This is a genomic window from Saccharothrix sabaoui, from assembly GCF_051756985.1.
Lineage (GTDB): Bacteria > Actinomycetota > Actinomycetes > Mycobacteriales > Pseudonocardiaceae > Actinosynnema.
The window spans coordinates 23,964-44,631 of sequence record NZ_JBPKJK010000033.1 but is presented as its reverse complement, the minus strand read 5'-3'; the positions used below and the strand labels follow the sequence as shown (position 1 = coordinate 44,631).

Below are 20,668 nucleotides of genomic sequence, written 5' to 3'. Positions count from 1 at the left end.
ACGGACCGTGTTGTTGGATGGTGCCGTGACGAGCTTCGCGATCGTCGGCTCCGGGTGGCGGGCCGAGTACTTCTGGCGCCTCGCCACCGCCCTCGGCGACCCGGTCTGCGCCGGGGTCGTGTCCCGGGCGCCCAAGGACCTGCCCGTGCCCGTGTTCACCTCGCTCGACGAGTGCCTGACCCGCGCGAAGCCCGACTTCGTCGTCACCGCGACGCCGTGGGGCGTCACGCCCGGGCTCGTCGTCGAGCTCGTGGAGCGCGGCGTGCCGGTGCTGGCCGAGACGCCGCCCGCCCCCGACCTCGACGGGCTGCGGCGGCTGTGGGCGGCGGTCGGGGGGAGCGGGCTCGTGCAGGTCGCCGAGCAGTACGCGCGGATGCCCGCGCACGCCGCCCGGCTGGCCCTGGTGCGGTCGGGCGTGATCGGCGACCCCACGCGGGTGGACGTGTCCTCGACGCACCAGTACCACGCGGTGTCGCTGATCCGGGCCTTCCTGGGCGCCGGGCGCGGGCCCGTCACCGTGCGGGCCACGCGGTCCACCGCGCCGCTGCTGGACCCGATCGACCGGTCCGGCTGGGTCGCCGAACCCCGGGTCGGCACCGCCACCACGACCATCGCGACGCTCGCGTTCGACGGCGGCGGGCTCGGCGTCTACGACTTCACCGACAACCAGTGGCACAACCAGCTGCTGACGCGCCGCCTGCTGGTCCGCGGCACGCGGGGCGAGGTCCGCGACCAGGAGGTCGTGCACCTGGCCGGCGACCGCACGATCGTGCGCACCCCGCTCGTGCGCCGCCAGACCGGTTACGACCTCGACCTGGACGGCTACGACACCGACCACATCACCCACGGCCCGACCGTCCTCTACCGCAACCCCTTCCAGGGGCACCGGTGGAACGACGAGGAGGTCGCGATCGCCACCCTGCTGCTCGACACCGCCCGCTGGGTCGAGGACGCCGGCGAGCCGCCGTACCCGCTGGCCGACGGCGTGCACGACCACCGCGTCGCGCTGGCCGTCGAGGAGGCCGCCGACCACGACCGCACCACCACCGTCACCGAGGAGCCCTGGTCCTGATGCCCCTTGCCTCGCACCCGCTCGACGACGCCACCGCGAACGCCCTGGTCTCCCTGGCCGGCGCGTCGTGGGAGCGCGACGACCTGGACGCCTCCTGGGTGGCCGCGGGCCTGCCGGCGACGCCCGTGGCGTGGCAGGTCCACGAGGAGGGCGACTACCGGCTCGTCGCGGGCGACCGGGCGTTCGCCGTCGGCGTGGAGCCCGACCCGGAGCGGGTGACCGCGTTCGCCGTCGCGTTCGCGGTGTTCCTGGAGGACGCCGAGGGCGAGGAGGGCTTCTTCGACCACTTCGGCGCGGGGTGGTCGGTCGACGGGGACGCGGACCGCGACGCGTTCGACGCGCTGTTCCGCGCCGGGGTCGAGCGGGTCGCCGCACGGCTGGGCGAGCCGCTCGTGACCGGCACGCACGACGAGGCGTGGCACCACGCGGCGTGGCGCGCGGGCGACTGCCTGCTGGTCGTCGCGCAGGGCGAGGACTTCGACTCCTACGGCGTGGCCGACGACGCGAAGCTGTGGCTGGTCCGGCACCCGGCGGACCGGCCGGTGCCGGAGGGCGACGCGCTCTACGCCCTCCTGTGCGGCGACGCCACCCCGGTCTGACGGGCGGCCGACGGAGTCCGGCTGACGGGGTCGGCTAACGGGTCAGCCACACCCGCCACAGGGCCGCCGGGTCGGACAGCGGGTCGCCGTGCACCAGGCTGAAGTGCGCGGGCCCGCCGACGACCAGCCTGCCCGCCGCCGGGTCGCCGAGCAGGTCGCCGCCGCGCCAGGTGAGCGCCGCCAGCGCCTCGTGCGGCGGCAGGCCGGCCCGGACGAGCGCCTCCGCTTCCCACGCGAGCTGGTTGGCGCGCAGCGAGCCGCCGCCGAAGTCGGACCCGCCCGCGACGGCCACCCCGGCCGCGTGCGCCAGCCGCACGCCCTCCTCGGCCGCCTCCAGCCGCGCGCCGATCGTCGCCCGCGACCCCGGCCCGGTGAACCGGTCCACTGTGGACGTGGAGGTGAACGTCAGCCACGAGTGCAGCACGCCCAGCGTGGACACCAGGGTCGTGCCGGCCGCGGCCATGGCCGCCGCCGCGTCGCGGTCGAGCTCGAACCCGTGCTCGACGCTGTCCACCCCGGCCGCCGCGCCGACCCGCGCGCCGTGCAGCGCGCCCGCGTGCGCCGCCACCTTCGCCCCGCGCCCGTGCGCCTCCCGGACCAGCGCGGACACCTCGTCCACGCTGAACGGCGGCGTGTCGCGGTCCGGGCCGTCCAGGTAGACCTTGACCAGGTCCGCGCCGTCGTCGAGCTGCACCCGCGCCGCGTCGAGCAGGTCCGCGCCGTGCGCGACCTCGACCGCCAGCCCGTGCGGCAGCGCGCCGGCGTGCGCGATCCACGTGCCCGCGGCGCGCAGGTACGGGCGGTCGGCGCGGCCCGCCCACTCGTCGCGCAGCCGCAGGCTCAGCGCCCGTTCGCCGCCCGTGGTCGGGTCCGGCCTGCGCGGGGCGCCGACGTCGCGCGCCCACCGGATGCCCGCGCGCACCATCAGCTCGCCGTTCTCCTCGGCCACGGCCAGCAGCTCGTCGGCCGCGTCGAACCCGCGCTGCACCCACTGCGCGCCGCCGGGCATGCTGAGGTGGGCGTGGGAGTCGACCATGCCGGGCACGAGCGTCGCGCCGGACGCGTCGACCACCCGTGCGCGGGCCGGCACCTCGGGCCGGTCGCCCTCCCACAGGCCGGTGACGACGCCGTGCTCCACGAGCAGCGACACCCCGCGCCGCACGGAGTCCGAGCGCCCGTCGGCCAGCGCCGCGCCCTCCAGCAGCACCGCGTCACCGTCGATCCGCGTCCCACCGACCACGGGTCACCTCCGCATCGTCCGCCGGGCGGACGAGTCTGCCCGCCCCAGCCGCAATGATCAGCCGGCGCCCACGTTCGCGCGAGAGTCCAACGCCCAGACCCCGAGAGTCCAACGCTCAAGACCCGAGAGTCCAACGCTCAGGTCTCGTGAGTCCAACGCTCGCGACCCCTGAGTTCTGCGTTCGAGCCGACCGGTCGTTATGCGGAACGGAGAACTCAGGGGTCCTGGACGTTGGACTCTCGGGACCTGGACGTTGGACTCTCGGGACCCGGGCGTTGGACTCTCGGGGCCTGGAGGTTGGACTCTCGGGGTCAGGGGAGCAGGACGAGCTTGCCCCGGGCGTGGCCCGCCTCGACGACGCGGTGCGCCTCGGCCGCCTCGGACAGGGGCAGGGTCGCCCCGACCTCGACGGTGAACGAACCGCGCGCCACCAGCTCGGCGACCTCCGCCAGGCGCGCCGGGTCGCGTTCCGCGGGACCGCCGCTGAACACCACGCCGTGCTGCCGGGCGGTCGGGTCGGCGATCGTCACGACCCGCTCCGCGGTGCCGCCGCGCAGCTCGACCGAGTCGGCCAGCGCGCCCCGCCCCGCCACGTCGAACACCGCGTCCACGCCGTCCGGCGCGAGCGCCCGCACCCGCTCCACCAGCCCGTCGCCGTACGTCGTGGGCACCGCGCCCAGCGCGGCCAGGTACTCCTGGTTGCCCGCGCCCGCCGTGCCGATGACGCGCACGCCCGCCGCCAGCGCGATCTGCACGGCCAGCGTGCCGACCGCGCCCGCCGCGCCGTGCACCAGCAGCGTCTCGCCCGACTTCACGCCGAGCAGCCGCAGCACCCGGTCGCTGGTCTCCACGGCCACCGGCAGCGCCGCCGCGGCCTCCCAGGACAGCTCCGCGGGCTTGTGCGCGAACGACGAGGCGAGCGCCAGCTCGGCGTACGCGCCGCCGTCGGCGAACCCGAACACCGCGTCGCCCACCGACACCCCGGTCACGTCGGGGCCGAGCGCGTCCACCTCGCCCGCCACCTCCAGGCCCAGCACGGCCGGCAGCCCGGGGATCGCGCCCCGCATCGCGCCCGACCGCACCTTGGCGTCGAACGGGTTCACGCCGATCGCCCGGACGCGCACCCGCACCTGGCCGGGGCCGGGTTCGGGGGTGTCCACCTCGGCCACGTGCAGCAGCTCGGGCCCGCCGAACTCGTCCAGCACAACGGCTTCCATCGTCACGTCTCCTCGTCCAGTGCGCCGGTCCGCGTCGACCGGGTGCGGTCCTCCTGTGGTCCGGCACCCACCGTACTCCGATATGTGGCCGGCCACATATTCGTTACACCCGCCACCTGTCCCGGCCGGGCGGCTCGGCCACCAGCGCGGTGCCGAACGCCTCCGCGATCGCGTCCACGTCCCACACCTCCCGCTCCAGCACAGGCTGCTTCGCCGCGTACTGGGCGACCAGGTGCAGCTTGCCCGGCAGGAACCGCACCAGGTGGCCGGTGACCGCCCCGGCGAGGTCGCTGAGCAGGTAGGTGACCAGCGGCGCCATCAGGTCCGGCGCCTGCTCCGGCGAGCTGATGGCGTCGCGGCGCGGGTCGAGGTCCATCATCGGCGTCCACGCCAGCGGCGCGACGCCGTTCACCCGCACCCCCCGCTCGGCCAACGCGCCCGCCCACGACAGCGTCAGCGACGCCACCGCGCCCTTGGACGCGGAGTAGGCCGCCGCGTCCGCGCGCCCCAGCATGGCGCCGGACACCACGTTCACGATCGACCCGCCGCGCATCACCCGCGCGGCCTCGGTGCCGCAGTACAGCGTGCCCAGCACGTTGACCTCGACGACGTGCCGCAGCACCGCCGGGTCGTCCTCCCAGGGCGGGGCGAAGTGCGTGACGCCCGCGTTGTTCACCAGCCCGTCCAGCCCGCCCCACGTGTCGACGCACAGCCGCACGAGCGCCGCCGCCTGCTCCGGGTCGGCCACCGAGCCGGTGTGCGCGACCGCCTCGCCGCCCGCCGCCCGGATCGCCGCGGCGACCTCCTCGGCGCCCGCGACGTCGTTGACCACGACCCGCGCGCCCCCGGCCGCCGCGTGCCGCGCGTACGCCTCGCCCAGGCCTCGGCCCGCGCCGGTCACCACCACGGCCTTGCCGTCGAGAATCCCCATGACGCGGAATCCTCGCGCACACGGGAGGGGCGTGCTAAAAAGAAGGGTTGTATTCGCCCGAAAGGGCGGAAAGCGCTCGACCAAGTATAACACGAGGAGCAAGCGTGACAACAGGGGAATTGTCCGCCGAACGACGCCGCATCGCTTTCCTGCACGACCGGCTCGACCGGGAGCGGGCCGCCGCGCGGGCCGGGCTGGACGCCGCGCTGCGCGACCCGCACGAACAGCGCTGGCACCGCGAGGTGACCGTCCGGACGCTGTCCGAGCAGCTCAGCCGCTTGAAGGCGGCGGAATCCGGCCTGTGCTTCGGGCGCCTCGACCACGAGGACGGCACGCGCACCTACGTCGGCCGGGTCGGGTTGTTCGACGAGGACGCGGACCGGGAACCGCTGCTCACGGATTGGCGCGCACCCGCCGCCCGACCGTTCTACACCGCGACCGCCGCCCACCCGGAAGGCGTGGTCCGACGCCGCCACTTCCACACCAGGGGGCGATTCCTGGAGGCTTTCCACGACGACGAGCTGCACACGACGTCCGCCGCGCTGCTGGCCGCCGTGACCGCGCCCCGCTCGGAGGTGATGCGCGACGTCGTCGCCACCATCCAGGCCGAGCAGGACGAGGTGATCCGCCTGCCGCACGAGGGCGTGCTGGTCGTCGAGGGCGGGCCGGGCACCGGCAAGACCGCGGTGGCCCTGCACCGCGTCGCCTACCTGCTCTACGCGCGGCGGGAACGCCTGTCGCGGCAGGGCGTGCTGGTCGTCGGCCCGAACGCGGGCTTCCTGCGCCACATCTCCCGGGTGCTGCCGTCGCTGGGCGAGACCGACGTGGTGTTCGCGACGCCCGGCGAGCTGTTCCCCGGCGTGCGGACCGAGCGGGAGGACACCCCGGCGCTCCAGGTGCTCAAGGGGGGCCTCGACGCGGTCGACCTGGTGCGGGAGGCGGTCGCGGACCGCGAGGAGCTGCCCGCCGAGCCGGTGCCGGTCGAGCTGGAGGACGTGGTGGTCGAGCTGACCGCGCCGATCGCCGCCGCCGCCCGCGACGCCGCCCGCGCGTCGGGCCTCAGGCACAACGAGGCCGGGCCGGTGTTCCACCGCGCCCTGGTCGACGGGCTGGTCGCGCCCGCGCTCGCCCTGATCGGCGAGGACTGGCCGGAGCTGGCCGACGACGTGCGGCGCGAGCTGGCCGGCCACCCCGACCTGCGCCGCGCCGCCGCCGCGCTGTGGCCGGTGCTCACGCCGCAGGAGCTGCTGGCCGACCTCTACGCGGGCCGCTGCGACGCGCTCGGACGACCGGAGCTGCGCCGCGACGACCCGACCGCGTGGACGGTGTCGGACGTGCCGCTGCTGGACGAGGCCGCCGAGCGGCTGGGCACCGACGGCCGCGCCGAGCGGGAGGCGGCCCGCGCCCGGCGGGCCGAGGTCGACTACGCGCGGGGCGTGCTGGAGGTGGTCGACACCGACGCGGAGATGTACGAGGAGGACCTGCGCGCGGTGGACCTGGTCGACGCCGAGTGGCTGGCCGACCGGCACACCGAGGTCGACCACCGGGTGCTCGCCGACCGCGCCGCCGCCGACCGCGAGTGGACCTACGGCCACGTGGTGGTCGACGAGGCGCAGGAGCTGTCCGAGATGGACTGGCGCGTGCTGGCCCGCCGCTGCCCGAACCGCTCCATGACGATCGTCGGCGACCTCGCGCAGCGCCAGGCCGAGGCGGGCGTCCGCGCGTGGGACCGCGTCCTCGACCGCTACGTCCCGGGCCGCTGGCGGTACCGCGGCCTGACGGTCAACTACCGCACCCCGGCGGAGATCGTGGCCTACGCCGCCCGCGCCCTGGCCGAGGTGGACCCGACCGCGACCGCCCCGACGCCGATCCGCTCCGGCGAACCCCCGCTGGAGGTCACCGGCGCCGACCCCGCGTCGTTCCGGCCGTCGACGGGCACGTTCGCGGTGATCGGGGTCGACGGCCCGCTCACGCCGCGCGCGGCCAAGGGCCTGGAGTTCGACGTGGTCGTCGTCCTCGACCCGGAGCGGATGTCGCCCGCCGAGCGCTACGTCGCCCTGACCAGGGCGACGCGACGCCTGGTCGTGGTCCGCGACCCGGCCGTCACGGGGTGATGCGCACCGAGTCGCTCACGCCACACCCACCGGCCAGCCGCCGATCAGGGGCGCGTGCGACACGGCCAGGTCCACCAGGTCCTGCCGCCGCTCCCGGGGCACGTTCGGCAGTTCGACCTTCAGCCGCGCCTCCACGTCGTACTTCTCGGCGCCCTCGTGGCGCAGGGTCACGCCGGCGGAGACGGTGCAGCCGGAGGTGTCGTCGCCGCCGGAGGACGCGATCAGCTCGATGCTCTGGTGCAGGCACGTGGCCAGCGCGGCGGCGTAGAGCTGCTCGGAGTTCCAGCCGCCGCCCGGGCCGCCCAGCTCCGGCGGGGCGGCCACGGGCAGGTCGGAGTCGTCCACGCGCACCGCGCCCGGCCCGGACACGGCGGTGGTGGAGTACAGGTTCGTCGCTGTCGTCACGGGCGGGGGAGTACCCCGCCCCGCGCGGAATCCACCGGACCGCCGTCATGCGAACGGCTGATGCGGGTCCTACCGTGATCACGGACCGGGCGCGGCTCCCGCGGCCGGTGCGGGCGAGAACGCGTGCGAGCGGAAGGTGGCGGGATGGCGAGGTTGGCGGTCGGCGCGGTGCCGGGGGCGTTCGACGAGGCGGCGCCGGGGTACGACCTGCTGGTCGGCGCGAACCCCGACTACCACCGGGAGCTGCGGCGCTCGGCGACCGCGCTGGGCGTGCGCGACGGCGGGCGCGGGCAGCGCTTCCTCGACCTGGGCTGCGGCACGGGCGCGTCCACGGCGGCCCTGCTGGCGGCGGCCCCGCACGCGGAGGTCGTCGCGGTGGACGCCTCGGCCGGGATGCTCGACCGGGCGCGGCGCAAGTCGTGGCCGGACACGGTGACGTTCGTGCACGCGCGCGCCGAGGACCTGGCCGTGCACGGGCCGTTCGACGGCGTGTTCGCCGCGTACCTGGTGCGCAACCTGGAGGACCCCGACCCGGTGCTCAAGAGCGTGCGGGACCTGCTCAAGCCGGGCGGGCGGTTCGTGGCGCACGAGTACTCGGTGCGCGATTCGTGGGCGGCGGCGGCGCTGTGGACGTTCGTCTGCTGGGCGGTGATCGTCCCGAGCGGGGCGCTGGTGACCCGGTCGCCGAAGCTCTACACCTACCTGTGGCGCAGCGTGCTGGACTTCGACGGCGCGTCCGCGCTGCGCGACCGCCTGCGGCGCACCGGGTTCACCGGCGTCCGCTCGCTGCCCGCCGCCGGGTGGCAGCGCGGCATCGTGCACACGTTCGTGGGTCGCGCCTGATGGGTCGCAGCCTGGTGGGTCGCAGTCCGGTGGGTCGCGGCCTGGTGGGGCGCGGCCTGACCGACCGCCGGCCGACCGACCACGGCCCGGCGGACCGCCGGGCCGTGCGCGTGCCCGGCCCGACCGGGCGGGCGTCGTGCGACGGGAAGCGGGTCGTGGTCGTCGGCGGCGGCATCGCGGGGCTGGCCGCGGCGACGGTCCTGGCCGAGCGCGGGGCGCGGGTCGTGCTGTGCGAACGGGAGCCGTACCTGGGCGGCCGGGTCGGCGGCTGGGAGACCACCCTGGCCGACGGCAGCCGCGCCACGATGACCCGCGGGTTCCACGCGTTCTTCCGGCAGTACTACAACCTGCGGTCGTTGCTGCGCCGCGTCGACCCTTCGGGTGACGCCCTGACGGGAATGCCCGACTACCCGCTGTGGCACGCCGGGGGGTACCGCGAGGGCTTCGCCGGCCTGCCGCGCACCGCGCCGTGGAACGCCCTGGGCTTCCTGCTGCGCAGCCCCACGTTCCGGCCGCGCGACCTGACCACCGTGGACGCCCGCGCCGCCCTGCCGCTGCTGGACGTCTCCGTGCCGCGCACCTACGACGAGCTGGACGACCTCGACGCGGCCACCTACCTGCGGCGCATCAGGTTTCCGGAGGCCGCGCACGCGCTGGCCTTCGAGGTCTTCTCGCGCAGCTTCTTCGCCCACCCGAGCCGCATGTCCGCCGCCGAGCTGGCGACCATGTTCCACATCTACTTCCTGGGCTCCGCCGAGGGCCTGCTGTTCGACGTGGCGGCCGACCCGTTCCCGCACGCCCTGTGGAACCCGCTGGGCCGCTACCTGGCCGAGCGCGGGGTCGACGTCCGCACCGGCACGCCCGTGCGCCGCGTCGAGCGGGGCTTCACCGTGCAGCTGGACGACGAGGTGCTGGACGCCGACGCCGTCGTGCTGGCTGCGGACGTGAACGGCCTGCGCGGGATCGTCGAGAACTCGGACCTGGGCACCCCGGAGTGGCGGGCGGGCGTGAAGGCGCTGGACACCGCCCCGCCGTTCCTGGTCTCCCGCTACTGGCTCGACCGCCCGGTCCGCCGCGACCGGCCGGGTTTCGTCGGCACCAGCGGCTACGACCTGCTGGACAACGTCTCCGTGCTGGACGCCTACGAGCACGAGGCCCGCGCGTGGGCGGCCCGCACCGGCGGCGCGGTGGTCGAGCTGCACGGCTACGCGGTCCCGGACGGCGTCACCGAGGACGAGGCCCGCGCCCGCCTGCTGGCGCAGCTGCACGAGGTCTACCCGGAGACGCGCGGGGCGGGGATCGTCGACGAGCGCCACGAGCTGCGCGCCGACTGCCCCCTGTTCCCGCCGGGCGGCTGGTCGACCCGCCCGACCGTGCGCACGCCGGAACCCGGCGTGGTGCTGGCGGGCGACCTGGTCCGCGTCGACCTGCCGGTCGCCCTGATGGAACGCGCGGCGACCACCGGTTTCGCCGCCGCCAACCACCTGCTGTCGGGGTGGGGCGCGGCGGGGACCGACCTGTGGAGCGTGCCGACGACGGGGCGAGGGCCGCTCCTGCGCACCCTGGCCCGCCGGTTCGGCCGCACCCCGACGACGAGCTGACCGGCAGGCCGACCAAACCCGATCCGGACCCCGACCACCTGCCGCGCCGCACCACGCCCCGACCGTCGAGCCTCAGCCGTCGAGCCCTGGCTGTCGAGCCCCGGCTGTCACGCCTCGGCCGGCACGCCCTGGCCGGCGACCAGCGATTCCCCCAGCGCCGTCAGGGAGTGCACGGTCCGGCGACCCAGGCGGGCCGAGCGGAGCAGGCCGGCGGCGCGCAGCACACCGGTGTGCCGGCTGATCGACGCCGCCGACGTGCCCACCCGGCGCGCCAGCTCGGTCGTGCCCGCCCCCGTCCGGGCGCACCGGAGCACCGCGCCGCGCGTGGGGCCGAGCAGCGCGTCCAGGCCGTCGCCGACCGCGGTCGGGCGCTCCTCCCGGGCCACCGGGTAGACGAGCGCCGGTGCCGGTTCGGCCCGGACCAGGGCGCGACCGCGGCAGAAGTACGACGGCACCAGCCGCAACCCGCGCCCGCCGAGGTGCAGCTCGCCGTCCGGCGCGCGGTCCACCACCAGCACCGGCGGTTCCCAGCGGGCGTGCGGGGCGAACCCGGACAGCAGGCCGTGCACCCCGCCGTCGAGCAGGTCGTGGGCGCGCCGGGCGCGGTCGGCGTCCACGCTCTCCCGCACCGCCGCCGCCCACGGCGCGACCAGCGCGGCGTGCAGGTCGCGCAGCGCGTCCGCCACCCTCATCAGGGCGTGCGGCTCGCCCCGGACCAGCGGCGTCGCCCAGTCCGGCAGCGGTCCGAAGCGGGCCAGGTCCGCCCGCACGCCGGCCGCCGGGGCGCGCCGCACCGCCTCCAGGCCCGCCGCCAACCCGGCGGCCGACTCCGGCGGCGTGAGCAGGGACGGGAACCGCGGCTCCCGCGCGGTCAGCAGGTGCAGCACCCGCACCGCCGGGCCGAGGCGGGACAGCGCACCGCGCACCGCCCGTTCCCACTCCCGGAACTCCGGCGACCGGTCCCGCAACCGGCACGCCGCCAGCGCCACCTCCCACAACGGGTCGGCCCCCGGTGCCACCGACGTGCGCGCCAAGTCGTCGTTGTCGAAGAAGATCCGCACCACGAAGTCCCCCCGGACGTTCCGCTACCCCGTTCTGCTTATCGGCCTGCGCCGGACGACGTTTCCGCTGTGCTGCAAAAGCCTGGCGCGGTACACCCGGCCGGGGGCAGGCTCATGCGTGTTCGACCACCGCACAAAAGGGGGAAGTCATGAGGACGATCGCGAAACTGGCCCTGGCCGCCGTCGCCGCCGCCATGCCCGTCGTGGCCCTGGGCGCGCCGGCGCAGGCGGAGCCGAAGGGCGCCGGTGACGTGGCGGCGCGGCACGCGCCCTGCGGCACCAACGGCCCGAACCTGGACAACCGGACGGCCTCGGGCGCCACGTCGGGGGCGCGCATCCGCACCGGCTCGGACGCCGGCTGCACCGCGCGGGGCTCCAGCCAGTCGTCGCACGTGCTGGACTACTACTGCTGGACCGTCGGCAACGACGGCTTCTCGTGGACGTACCTGCGCAACACCAACACCGGTGTGCTCGGGTGGACGCGCGACGACCTGCTGCCGATCAAGGACGGCGTGCGCGGCAGCAACGTGCACTGCGGGTTCTGACCGACCGCGCGACGGGCACCCCCCCGGTCCGGACCGAGGGGGTGCCCGTCGCGCGCGGCGCCACGCGCCCGTCCCTGCCTCACCTGGTCCGCGACCAATACACCGCCCCCTCCAGCAGCGCCGACAGGCCGACCAGGAAGTGCGGCAGGTCGTCCTTGTGCAGCCGCGCGGTCAGGTGGTCCGCGGTGACGGTGACCTGCTCGCGCTCGGTCGGCCGCGATCTCCGGTGCAGCCGCACCAGGTAGCCCACGACGAGCGCCTCGACGCCCGGCAGCAGGCTCTTGGGCAGGTGGTCGATGTTCCGGGGCAGGGTCAGTTCGACCACGACCCGACCCCGGTCCTTCGTGATGCCGAGGAGGCCGGGCAGCGCGTGGTCCGCCGCTAGTTCGGCCGAGACGGTCCGCTGTGCCATGAGCACAGACCGTGCCAGAACGACACGCCCGCAGGAACGCCCGCCGGTCGCTGGCACCCGTTCGGCAGAGCCCGCAACTCTGCGGAGTCGGCGAGGGTGCGCGGTCCGGGCGGCCCCTTCGGGTGAACCGCGGAACAATCGCTTGAAACGGGCGTAATAGAACGATAGGTTTGGTGTCGGAACTTGTGGTCGGCCCGCGAATGGTGTGCGGGTTCAGCGAACCCATCGCCCGAGTCCCCCCAGGTGTTGTGATCGGGCGATGGGCAGTACAGGACCTTATCCGTTGTCCTGCGGCACGAACGAGTGAATCCCGTTCTTTTCCCTTGCCCTTCTCGGGCCCTGTCTGGTCTGGTGTAGCACGCTCGTCGCAGTCTGTTCAGGGGTGGACGCGACTCGACGGGCCTCGCTGAACACCAACACAGGGGATGTGATCGTGGCGATCACGCTCGACGAAGGAAAAGCGACGTCAACCGTTCCTCTGCGGCGTCAACTCGCGCCGTTCCTGCTGCCGCTCTGCTTCACGACCTCCTACTTCCTCGGGGAAATCGACACCGGGGCGCCGGTCGACCTGGCCACGCCCGTGATCGGCCTGCTGTGGGCGGGGCAGTTGCTCGCCCAGGTGCTCGTCTGCCTCGTCCGGGGGCTCGTCCCGGGCTGGCGGGTCACCTTCAGCGTCACGGCCACCTTTGGCACCAAGCCCGGTAGCCCCGTCCGGCCGGTGCGCCGGGGCTGAGCCGACGCCGCGGACCGCCCGTCGTGAGCCGGCGACGGGCGGCCCGCGGCGGGAACCGGTGGGATCGAGCAGCGGGATCGAGCGGCGGAACCGGGCTCAGGACGGGAAGCGGCCGGTCGTGCGCAGGTCGTAGCGGCGCTCGGCGTAGGCCAGGTCGTCCTTCCACAGCCGGGCCGCCGCCCACTTCATCAGCGGGCGGATGGCCGGGGCCACCGGCAGGGCCTTGGTGAAGCCCGCGCGGTCGGAGTAGGCGATCGTGGCCTCGATGACGGCGGTGCGCGCCGACCCGTCCGGGGCCGGGGCGAGCGGGGTCGCGTGGGTCTCCACGACGCTGCCCGCGCCCTCGCCCTCCACGATGTGCATGACGATCGTGCGCGGCTCGGGGCAGGTGAACGCGGCGACCACGGGGACGCCGATGCGGCCCGCCAGCTTGAACGTCACCTCGACCAGGAAGCGGTCGTCCTCCTCGGTCGGCGTCTCCAGCACGGAGAGGTTCGCGAACGAGTAGGGGTGGAACCACGCGCCGTGCCACGGGTCGAGCCGGTTCGCGACGACGTCCTCGGGCTCGCACCGGCCGATCATGGTGGCCACCGCGTCCAGCGACCCGGCGGGCGGGCGCTCCGGCAGCACGGGCGCGTCCAGCGGCTCCTCACCGCCCACCTCGTCCAGCCGCACCCACACCAGCACGCCGTCGTCGTGCGCCGGGTAGGGGCTCCACGAGCCGAACTTGCGCGACCCCAGCGCCAACCCGTGCCACCGGCACACCAGCTCGCCCCGGTGCACGGCCCCGTCGCACAGCGGCGCGCCCAGGTGCGGGCACGAACCGGGTCCGGCCAGCACCGACGACCCCGACCGCCACGCCACCACCTCGCGCCCGGCGACCGTGCGGCCGAACGGCGCGTCGGCGCGCACCTCGCGGCTCGCCGCCAGCACGAACCAGTTGCCCGACGGGCGGGCGGTGGCGCGCTTCAGGGCCGCCTCGATCAGCGCGGGCTTCGCGTCCCGCCAGGTGGGTTCCTGCTCCGGCCACGGCTTGGCGGCGAAGCGGCGCAACGGGATGGGCATGGGGGTCTCCAAGTCAGGCCAGGACGGCACGGGCCAGGGCGGGCAGGGCGATGGCCAACCGCCTGCCGTTGGACACGGTGACCCGGCGGGACAGCACGTCGTAGTCGGCGCGCTCCACCAGGTCGAGGATGCGCCCGTACAGCCGGTACGCGGTGGCCACGCACGGCCGGGACGCGGGGGAGAGCATCGGGATGCCCGGCGCGGCGTCGCGGTACACCGCCCGCGTCCGCTCGACCTGGAACGCCAGCGCCCGCTTGATCCGCGGGTCGGTCCGGCCGGTGCGCCGCGCCCACAGCAGCAGCTCCCGGTCCACGCCGAACGACGCCAGCTCCTCGGTCGGCAGGTACACGCGGCCCCGGTCGAGGTCCTCGCCGACGTCGCGCAGGAAGTTCGTCAGCTGGAACGCCACGCCCAGCGCCGCCGCCGCCGGTTCGGCCTCCGCGCGCGGCACGGACGTGCCCAGCACCGGCAGCACCTGCAACCCGATCACCGCGGCCGACCCGTGCACGTACCGCCCCAGGTCGGCGTAGGTGTCGTAGGAGGTGACCGTGAGGTCCATCCGCATCGAGGTCATGAAGTCGTCGAACAGCGACCGGTCGATGTCGTAGCGGCGGGCGGTGTCCACCACGGCCGCGACCACCGGGTCGTCGCTGCCGCCCGCGGCCAGGCCGGCCGCCAACCTGTCCTCCACAATGGACAGCTGGGCGGCGCGCTCGGCGGGCGTGCGGCCGTCGTGCACCTCGTCCACGATGTCGTCCGCCCAGCGGGCGAAGCCGTACAGGGCGTGGATCGCCGGCCGCCGCTCGCGGGGCAGCAGGCGGGTCGCCAGGTAGTAGGTGCGGCCGTGCTCGGCGTTGAGCGCGCGGCAGCGCTGGTACGCCCGCCGCAGCTCCGGGTCCGTTATGGCGGCGGCGTCGAGTTCCCGATCGACCGACATGGCGTCCTTCCGCAGGGTTTCGCGACCACGCTAGGACCACCCGCCGCGCACCGCACAACGGGTGGTGCGCCGGGTCGTGTCGATCACGGCCGTGCGTCCCGTCGTGCAGGACGTTCAGCGTGCTGATTAGCTCGTTCGGTGAGCGCAGCCGTCGGAGGGGGCACGATGACGTTGGTATCCAGGGCACGTCCCGGCACGCGGCCGGCGTTCGACGACGGGCTCGTGCCCCGGCTGCACCGCGAACTGGAGGCGTTCTTCGACCGTACGCCCGACCTGGCGCCGGACCTCACCGAGGCGCTGGCCGAGCTGCTGCTGTCCGGCGGCAAGCGCGTGCGGCCGACGTTCGCGTGGTGGGGGTGGCGCGCCGCGGGCGGCCCGGCCGAGGGACCGGGGGCCGACGTGGCGGTGCGCGCGCTGGTCGCCCTGGAGCTGCTCCAGGGCTGCGCGCTGGTGCACGACGACGTGATGGACCGGTCGGCCACCCGGCGCGGCAGGCCCGCGACGCACGTGGCGTTCGCCGCGCGCCACCACCGGGGCCGGTGGGCGGGCGACTCCCGGCACTACGGCGACAGCGCCGCCGTCCTGGTCGGCGACCTGGCGCTGGCGTGGGCCGACGACGCGCTGGTCACCGCCGGGCTGGACGGCGCGGCGCTGGCGCGGGCGTGGACGCCGTGGCAGGCGATGCGCACCGAGATGATCGCCGGGCAGCACCTGGACCTGCTCGCGGGCGCGCGGCGCGAGGAGTCGCTGGAGAAGGCGCTGAACGTGGCCCGGTTCAAGACCGCCGCCTACACCGTCGAACGGCCGCTGCACCTGGGCGCGGCGATGGCCGGCGCGTCACCGCACCTGGTGGAGGCGCTGCGCTCCTACGGCCGGGACGTCGGCGTGGCCTACCAGCTGCGCGACGACCTGCTCGGCGTGTTCGGCGAACCCGAGGAGACCGGCAAACCGGTCGGCGACGACCTGCGCGAGGGCAAGCGGACCCCGCTGATGGCGCTCGCGCTCAACCTGGCCCGCGGCGCGGACCGACCCGACGCGGCACGCGTGCTGCGCGACTGCCTGGAGGGGCACGACGTGACCGACCGGACCGTGGCGGAGGTGCGCGCGCTGCTGTGGGAGCTGGGTGCGGTGGACGCGGTGGAGGAGCGGATCACCTCGCTCACCGGCCACGCGCTCCGGGCGCTCGACCAGGTCGTGCTGGACGCGCCGGTGCGCGCCGCGCTGACCGCCCTGGCGTCCACCGCGACCGACCGGAGGCGGTGACGTGGTGCGCGTCGTGCGTGGCCGCACCGATTCGGTGGTCGTGGTGGGCGCGGGCCTGGCCGGGTTGTCGGCGGCCCTGCACCTGCGCGGCGCGGGGCACGAGGTGACCGTCGTCGAACGGCTCGCCCACCCCGGCGGGCTGGCCGGGCGGCTGGACGTGGACGGCCACCGGATCGACACCGGGCCGACCGTCCTGACCATGCCGGAACTGGTGGACGAGGCGCTGGGCGCGGTCGGCGACCGGCTGGCCGACCGGCTCGAACTGCTGCCGCTGCACCCGGCCTACCGGGCGAGCTTCGCCGACGGCAGCGCGCTCGACGTGCACACCGGGGCCGAGGCGATGGAGGCCGCGGTGCGCGAGTTCGCCGGCGACCGCGAGGCCGCCGGGTACCGCGACCTGCGGGCGTGGCTGACCCGGCTGCACGAGGTGCAGCGCGACCGGTTCATCGGCGCGAACTTCGACACCCCGCTGGACCTGCTCGGGCGCGACCTGGCGGCGTTGGCGGCGCTCGGCGGCTTCGGCACGCTCGACCGGGCGGTGGGCCGGTTCCTGCGCGACCCGCGGCTGCGGCGGGTGTTCACCTTCCAGGCGCTGTACGCGGGGGTCGCGCCCGGCAGCGCGCTCGCGGCGTACGCGGTCATCGCCTACATGGACACCGTGGCGGGCGTGTGGTTCCCGCGCGGCGGGATGCGGGCCGTGCCGCGGGCGATGGCGGACGCGGCGGCGGACGCGGGCGTGGTGTTCCGGTACGGCACCGAGGTGACGCGGCTGGAGTTCGCCGGCGACCGGGCGCGGGCCGTGGTCACCGACGACGACCGCCTCCCGTGCGACGCGGTCGTGCTGGCCGCCGGACCCGCGCAGACGGCCCGGCTGCTGGGCGCGCGGGCGCGTCGCCGGCCGGTGCCGACGCGCTGGTCGCCGTCGGCGGTGGTGGTGCACCTGAGCGGGCCGCGCGGGCGGGACCACGCGCACCACACCATCTCGTTCGGCGACGCGTGGGAGGGCACGTTCGACGAGATCGTGGACCGGGGCGAGCTGATGAGCGACCCGTCGCTGCTGCTCACCACCCCGTCGACCACGGACCCGTCCCTCGCGCCCGACGGGCGGCACCTGCACTACCTGCTCGCGCCGTGCCCGAACCTCGACGCCGGGCCGTTCGACTGGGACCGGCTGGGCGAGGACTACGCCGACCGGGTCGTGGCGGAACTCGTCGACCGCAAGCTCCTCGACGACGACGTGACGCGGCTGTCGCTGACCACCCCGGACGACTGGGCGCGCTCCGGCCAGGCGGCGGGCACCCCGTTCTCGGCGGCGCACACGTTCGCCCAAACCGGGCCGTTCCGGTCGGGCAACCTGCCCTCGCGGCGCGGCAACGTGGTGCTGGCGGGCAGCGGCACCACGCCGGGCGTGGGCATCCCGCCGGTGCTGATCTCCGGCCGGCTGGCCGCCGAGCGCCTGCGCTCCTGACCGGGCCGCCCGGTCCCGCGGACCGGGCGGCCCGACCCGTCAGGCCGGCGTGGGCGGCTCGGGCGTCGGCGGGACCGGCGGTTCCGTGCCGGGCGCGGGTGCCGGGGTCGGGTGCGGGTCCGGCGGCGAGGGCGGCCGGGGCACCGGGTCCGGGGTCGGCGGCAGCGGGCGGTCGGGCGGTCGGGGCTGCGTCATGAGCACCTCCTGGGTGCGGGCTACCCGGGCGGGCCGGCGTTCAGACACCGGGACGACCACCGCGATCGCCGGGACTGCGGCAGGCGGGTGATCACCGCGTCCCCACCGGGTGACGAGGGGTACGGCGGCGGCCCGGGGACGGCTACCGTCGCACCCGCCGCGACCTGGGGAGGGGCACATGCGCGTGCCGGGTGCCGTGCTCGACCGCAGTCCGCTGCCCGCCCGGATGTGGCCCGACGGCGCGTCCGACGCCGTGCGGGTCGTCTACCAGGGGCTCGGCTACGACGGGACGGGGCGCCGGGTCAGCGGGTCGGTGTTCCTGCCGCGCCGCGACGCGCCGCCGGGCGGCTGGCCGGTCGTGGCCTACGCGCACGGCACCACGGGCCTGGCCGACCACTGCGCGCCGTCCGAGGCGGGCCTGAGCAGGCTGGAGCGCGAGCACGTCGGCCGCTGGCTGGTCGCCGGGTACGCGGTGGCCGCCACCGACTACGAGGGCCTCGCCACACCCGGCCCGCACCCGTACTTCAACGGCGAGGCGGTCGCCGACGACGTGGTGGACGCCGTGCGCGCGGCCCGCCGGCTCGACCCCCGGGTCGGCCGCACGTGGTTCGTCGCGGGCTTCTCCCAGGGCGGGCACGCGGCGCTGTTCACCGGCCTCATGGCCACCGGGTACGCCCCGGAGCTGGACTTCCGCGGCACGCTCGCCCTCGCCCCGCCGGTCCACCTGCCGCTGCTGGTCGACCTGGTCACCACCGACGGCACGCGCCCGCTGTCGGTGCTGCTGCCGTTCCTGCTGGCGGGCGTGCGCGCCTCGCACCCGGACTTCGACGCCCGCCCGCTGCTCACCGCCGCCGGCGGCCGGCTGCTCGACGTGGCGGCGTCGGCGAGCCTCGTCGACATGTTCCGCGCGGTCGCCCGCCTGACCAACGACGACGGCGGCACCACCGGCCTGCCCGCCCGGCCCGGCGTCGACCCGGTGCTGCGCGCGTGCCGCGTGCCGGTGTCGCGGATGGACCGGCCCGTCTACCTCACCGCGGGCACCGCCGACGAGGTCGTGCCGCTGGAGGTGGTCGAGCGGTTCGCCGCCGACCTGGCCCGCGCGGGCACCGTCCTGCGCTTCGACCGCCACGCGGGCGCGGCGCACGCCGACGTGCTGGCGGCGGGCCACGACGACCTCGTGGCGTGGACCGACGCCCTGCTGGAGCGACCGCCCGACCCCGTGCCCCGGTCCGGCCCGTTCGACGCGGACGGCGACGGCGTGCTCACCGCGGACGACTACGAGGTGTTCGCGCTGCGCCTGGTGCAGGCGTTCGGCGAACCGCCGGGCTCGCCGAAGGCGCTGGCCGTCCGGCACGGCTACCGGGCGCTGTGGCGCGGCGTCGCCGACCGCTCCGACACCGACCTCGACGGGCGGGTCAGCCGCGCCGAGTTCCTGCGCTGGCTCGACGACGGCCACCACGACGGCTTCGAGGACGCCGTGCGCCCGCTCGCCGAGGCCGTCCTCGCCCTGGCCGACACCGGGGACGGCACCGGGGACGGCACCACGACCACCGCCGAGCTGACCCGCCTGCTCACCGCGTGCGGCCTGTCCCCGGCCCGTGCGGCGGCCGTCCTGACCACCCTCGACGGCGACGGCGGCGGCACCGTGTCGACGGCGGAGGTGGTCGACGCGGTCCGGGACTTCTGCCTCGACCCCGTGCCGGGCAAACCGGGCGACTGGCTGTTCGGCCGCCGGTGACCGCCGCCGCGCACCGGGCTGAGCCCCGCGCGCACCGGGCCCAGCCCCGCGCGTACCGGGCTCAGCCCCGCGTGCCCACCGCCGCGCGCTCCTCGACGCGGTCCCCGCCGGGGCGCACCGGGACCGGGCGGGTGCCCGCGACGCGGTCGTGCCAGCCCAGCTGGTCGCGGCGGAACACCGGCACCGCGAACGTGCCGACGAACACCAGCGCGATGACGAACACGTCCAGGCCGAACTGCCACCACGTGTCCGAGAGGGGCGAGACGAAGACCGCGTAGGTGAACAGGCCCGTCACGCCGAGCAGTTCGCGCAGCACCACGCGCAGCGGGTTGGGCCACGAGCCGTCGGCGCCGCGCAGCCGGTGGCGGAGCAGCCACCCGCCGGGCGTCCAACCGCCGCTGACCGCGGGCAGCACCACCCGCAGCGCCACCGCGAGCGCCAGCGCCCACACCGGGTCGGGCGGCAGCAGGAACTTCGCCACCAGCACCACGGCGAACAGGTCGACCACCAGCGCGGCGACCCGGCGCGGCACGCTCACCGCGCCCGGCAGCGCCGCCGACTCCTCCGCGGCGGGCACGGTCGGCACGACGAGCGCGACCGGCGCGACCATCCAGCCGACCAGCGAGCCGGCCGTGTTGGAGATCAGGTCGTCGACGTCCGCGATCCGGTACGGGCACGGGAAGATGCCCATGTTCCCGGTGTACTGCACGACCTCCACGGCCAGGGACACGCCGAGGCCGATGGCGATCACCGCGAGCGGTCCGCGCCGGTAGGCCCGGCGCAGCACGATCCCCAGCGGCACGAACAGGGCCACGTTGAACGCCTGCTGGACGAACGCCTGCGACGTCACCATCGCCTGGATGCCCGAGCGCCCGGTGGCGGCCATGTTGTTGCGCATGTCGGTGACCCACTGGAACGGCGTCGTAGACAGCATCGTCTCGCCCCGGCACACCGTCGCCCGGTCCGGGAACGGCAGGAAGATCAGCGCCAGCGCCACCAGCCCGTAGGCCAGCAGGCCGTAGAGGACGAACGCGCGCCGCGGCTCGACCCGCCCGAAGCGCCAGTAGTGCAGCGCCGCCAGCGGCAGCAGGACCAGCGCGCCGACACCGACGAAGGTCAGGAAACCCGCGCGTGCGGGTTCCAGGTACGAGCTCAACATGTCCACCGCTCCGGCAGGGTCAACGCGAGGGCAGCGCGGGGTTCCGCGCAGGCGTACGAGACGAGGTGAC

The 20,668-nt window shown here is 75.7% G+C and carries 20 protein-coding genes; 10 read left to right on the top strand and 10 right to left on the bottom strand.

The features are described 5' to 3' along the window. Positions 1–25: 25 nt before the first annotated feature. Together ACR807_RS13265 and ACR807_RS13260 are read left to right on the top strand one after the other, a co-directional pair. Positions 26–1,072 carry a Gfo/Idh/MocA family protein gene (locus ACR807_RS13265; RefSeq protein ID WP_438921575.1) on the top strand — a complete coding sequence of 349 codons (1,047 nt, stop codon included), beginning with the start codon at positions 26–28 and terminating at the stop codon, positions 1,070–1,072. Beyond that, positions 1,072–1,671: a hypothetical protein gene (locus tag ACR807_RS13260; RefSeq protein ID WP_438921574.1), complete on the top strand. Its 600-nt coding sequence runs from the start codon at positions 1,072–1,074 to the stop codon at positions 1,669–1,671. The genes ACR807_RS13265 and ACR807_RS13260 overlap by 1 nt, the downstream gene beginning before the upstream one ends. 34 nt (positions 1,672–1,705) lie before the next feature. Here the strand turns inward: ACR807_RS13260 and ACR807_RS13255 are convergent, their stop codons facing one another. From ACR807_RS13255 to ACR807_RS13245, 3 genes are all read right to left on the bottom strand, one after another. Continuing rightward, entirely contained in the window at positions 1,706–2,911 is a 1,206-nt protein-coding gene (locus ACR807_RS13255) for an amidohydrolase family protein (RefSeq protein ID WP_438921573.1), read from the bottom strand. 311 nt (positions 2,912–3,222) lie between these two features. Next, positions 3,223–4,128, bottom strand: coding sequence for an NADP-dependent oxidoreductase (locus tag ACR807_RS13250; RefSeq protein WP_438921572.1), 906 nt, complete (start codon positions 4,126–4,128; stop codon positions 3,223–3,225). Positions 4,129–4,231: 103 nt separating this feature from the next. Next, positions 4,232–5,059, bottom strand: coding sequence for an SDR family NAD(P)-dependent oxidoreductase (locus ACR807_RS13245; protein ID WP_438921571.1), 828 nt, complete (start codon positions 5,057–5,059; stop codon positions 4,232–4,234). Positions 5,060–5,163: 104 nt separating this feature from the next. Here ACR807_RS13245 and ACR807_RS13240 point away from each other — a divergent pair, with 104 nt between their 5' ends. Beyond that, positions 5,164–7,173, top strand: a complete 2,010-nt coding sequence (locus ACR807_RS13240) for a UvrD-helicase domain-containing protein (protein ID WP_438921570.1) — start codon at positions 5,164–5,166, stop codon at positions 7,171–7,173. 15 nt (positions 7,174–7,188) lie between these two features. Here the strand turns inward: ACR807_RS13240 and ACR807_RS13235 are convergent, their stop codons facing one another. Further along, positions 7,189–7,578, bottom strand: coding sequence for an OsmC family protein (locus ACR807_RS13235; RefSeq protein ID WP_438921569.1), 390 nt, complete (start codon positions 7,576–7,578; stop codon positions 7,189–7,191). 144 nt (positions 7,579–7,722) lie between these two features. Here ACR807_RS13235 and ACR807_RS13230 point away from each other — a divergent pair, with 144 nt between their 5' ends. Both ACR807_RS13230 and ACR807_RS13225 read left to right on the top strand, forming a co-directional pair. After that, positions 7,723–8,421 (top strand): class I SAM-dependent methyltransferase, encoded by a 699-nt coding sequence (locus ACR807_RS13230; RefSeq protein WP_438921568.1) that lies wholly within the window; start codon positions 7,723–7,725, stop codon positions 8,419–8,421. After that, complete coding sequence (locus ACR807_RS13225) at positions 8,421–10,022, top strand: FAD-dependent oxidoreductase (RefSeq protein ID WP_438921567.1); 1,602 nt, start codon at positions 8,421–8,423, stop codon at positions 10,020–10,022. Before ACR807_RS13230 ends, ACR807_RS13225 begins: the two co-directional genes overlap by 1 nt. 107 nt (positions 10,023–10,129) lie before the next feature. Here ACR807_RS13225 and ACR807_RS13220 read toward each other — a convergent pair whose 3' ends face one another. Continuing rightward, on the bottom strand, positions 10,130–11,083 hold the full coding sequence (locus tag ACR807_RS13220; RefSeq protein ID WP_438921566.1) for an ArsR/SmtB family transcription factor: 954 nt from the start codon (positions 11,081–11,083) through the stop codon (positions 10,130–10,132). A 149-nt stretch (positions 11,084–11,232) separates the two neighbouring features. On the opposite strand from ACR807_RS13220, the gene ACR807_RS13215 reads away from it, so the two are divergent. Further along, positions 11,233–11,628, top strand: a complete 396-nt coding sequence (locus ACR807_RS13215) for an SH3 domain-containing protein (RefSeq protein WP_438921565.1) — start codon at positions 11,233–11,235, stop codon at positions 11,626–11,628. 79 nt (positions 11,629–11,707) lie between these two features. Here ACR807_RS13215 and ACR807_RS13210 read toward each other — a convergent pair whose 3' ends face one another. After that, complete coding sequence (locus ACR807_RS13210) at positions 11,708–12,040, bottom strand: hypothetical protein (protein WP_438921564.1); 333 nt, start codon at positions 12,038–12,040, stop codon at positions 11,708–11,710. 433 nt (positions 12,041–12,473) lie between these two features. Here ACR807_RS13210 and ACR807_RS13205 point away from each other — a divergent pair, with 433 nt between their 5' ends. Next, positions 12,474–12,773, top strand: a complete 300-nt coding sequence (locus tag ACR807_RS13205; protein WP_438921563.1) for a hypothetical protein — start codon at positions 12,474–12,476, stop codon at positions 12,771–12,773. Between the two features lie 96 nt (positions 12,774–12,869). Here ACR807_RS13205 and ACR807_RS13200 read toward each other — a convergent pair whose 3' ends face one another. Both ACR807_RS13200 and ACR807_RS13195 read right to left on the bottom strand, forming a co-directional pair. Next, entirely contained in the window at positions 12,870–13,838 is a 969-nt protein-coding gene (locus ACR807_RS13200) for a DUF5914 domain-containing protein (RefSeq protein WP_438921562.1), read from the bottom strand. A 13-nt stretch (positions 13,839–13,851) separates the two neighbouring features. Further along, entirely contained in the window at positions 13,852–14,775 is a 924-nt protein-coding gene (locus ACR807_RS13195; protein ID WP_438921561.1) for a phytoene/squalene synthase family protein, read from the bottom strand. A 165-nt stretch (positions 14,776–14,940) separates the two neighbouring features. Here ACR807_RS13195 and ACR807_RS13190 point away from each other — a divergent pair, with 165 nt between their 5' ends. Together ACR807_RS13190 and crtI are read left to right on the top strand one after the other, a co-directional pair. Further along, entirely contained in the window at positions 14,941–16,038 is a 1,098-nt protein-coding gene (locus ACR807_RS13190; protein ID WP_438921560.1) for a polyprenyl synthetase family protein, read from the top strand. Positions 16,039–16,042: 4 nt separating this feature from the next. Further along, positions 16,043–17,506, top strand: a complete 1,464-nt coding sequence (crtI, locus tag ACR807_RS13185; RefSeq protein WP_438921559.1) for a phytoene desaturase family protein — start codon at positions 16,043–16,045, stop codon at positions 17,504–17,506. A gap of 39 nt (positions 17,507–17,545) precedes the next feature. Here the strand turns inward: crtI and ACR807_RS13180 are convergent, their stop codons facing one another. Continuing rightward, positions 17,546–17,701: a hypothetical protein gene (locus tag ACR807_RS13180; protein ID WP_438921558.1), complete on the bottom strand. Its 156-nt coding sequence runs from the start codon at positions 17,699–17,701 to the stop codon at positions 17,546–17,548. A gap of 178 nt (positions 17,702–17,879) precedes the next feature. Between ACR807_RS13180 and ACR807_RS13175 the strand changes: the two genes are divergently transcribed. After that, entirely contained in the window at positions 17,880–19,439 is a 1,560-nt protein-coding gene (locus tag ACR807_RS13175; protein ID WP_438921557.1) for a lipase family protein, read from the top strand. A gap of 61 nt (positions 19,440–19,500) precedes the next feature. Here ACR807_RS13175 and ACR807_RS13170 read toward each other — a convergent pair whose 3' ends face one another. After that, entirely contained in the window at positions 19,501–20,598 is a 1,098-nt protein-coding gene (locus ACR807_RS13170) for a VanZ family protein (RefSeq protein ID WP_438921556.1), read from the bottom strand. Between the last annotated feature and the right edge of the window lie 70 nt (positions 20,599–20,668).

Excerpts from the sequence above, each read along its gene's own strand:
- ACR807_RS13260 (WP_438921574.1), top strand. The coding sequence starts at position 1,072 with ATGCCCCTTGCCTCGCACCCGCTCGACGACGCCACCGCGAACGCCCTG.
- ACR807_RS13250 (WP_438921572.1), bottom strand. The coding sequence starts at position 4,128 with ATGGAAGCCGTTGTGCTGGACGAGTTCGGCGGGCCCGAGCTGCTGCAC.
- ACR807_RS13245 (WP_438921571.1), bottom strand. The coding sequence starts at position 5,059 with ATGGGGATTCTCGACGGCAAGGCCGTGGTGGTGACCGGCGCGGGCCGA.
- ACR807_RS13230 (WP_438921568.1), top strand. The coding sequence starts at position 7,723 with ATGGCGAGGTTGGCGGTCGGCGCGGTGCCGGGGGCGTTCGACGAGGCG.
- ACR807_RS13225 (WP_438921567.1), top strand. The coding sequence starts at position 8,421 with ATGGGTCGCAGCCTGGTGGGTCGCAGTCCGGTGGGTCGCGGCCTGGTG.
- ACR807_RS13215 (WP_438921565.1), top strand. The coding sequence starts at position 11,233 with ATGAGGACGATCGCGAAACTGGCCCTGGCCGCCGTCGCCGCCGCCATG.
- ACR807_RS13210 (WP_438921564.1), bottom strand. The coding sequence starts at position 12,040 with ATGGCACAGCGGACCGTCTCGGCCGAACTAGCGGCGGACCACGCGCTG.
- ACR807_RS13200 (WP_438921562.1), bottom strand. The coding sequence starts at position 13,838 with ATGCCCATCCCGTTGCGCCGCTTCGCCGCCAAGCCGTGGCCGGAGCAG.
- ACR807_RS13195 (WP_438921561.1), bottom strand. The coding sequence starts at position 14,775 with ATGTCGGTCGATCGGGAACTCGACGCCGCCGCCATAACGGACCCGGAG.
- ACR807_RS13190 (WP_438921560.1), top strand. The coding sequence starts at position 14,941 with ATGACGTTGGTATCCAGGGCACGTCCCGGCACGCGGCCGGCGTTCGAC.
- ACR807_RS13180 (WP_438921558.1), bottom strand. The coding sequence starts at position 17,701 with ATGACGCAGCCCCGACCGCCCGACCGCCCGCTGCCGCCGACCCCGGAC.
- ACR807_RS13175 (WP_438921557.1), top strand. The coding sequence starts at position 17,880 with ATGCGCGTGCCGGGTGCCGTGCTCGACCGCAGTCCGCTGCCCGCCCGG.
- ACR807_RS13170 (WP_438921556.1), bottom strand. The coding sequence starts at position 20,598 with ATGTTGAGCTCGTACCTGGAACCCGCACGCGCGGGTTTCCTGACCTTC.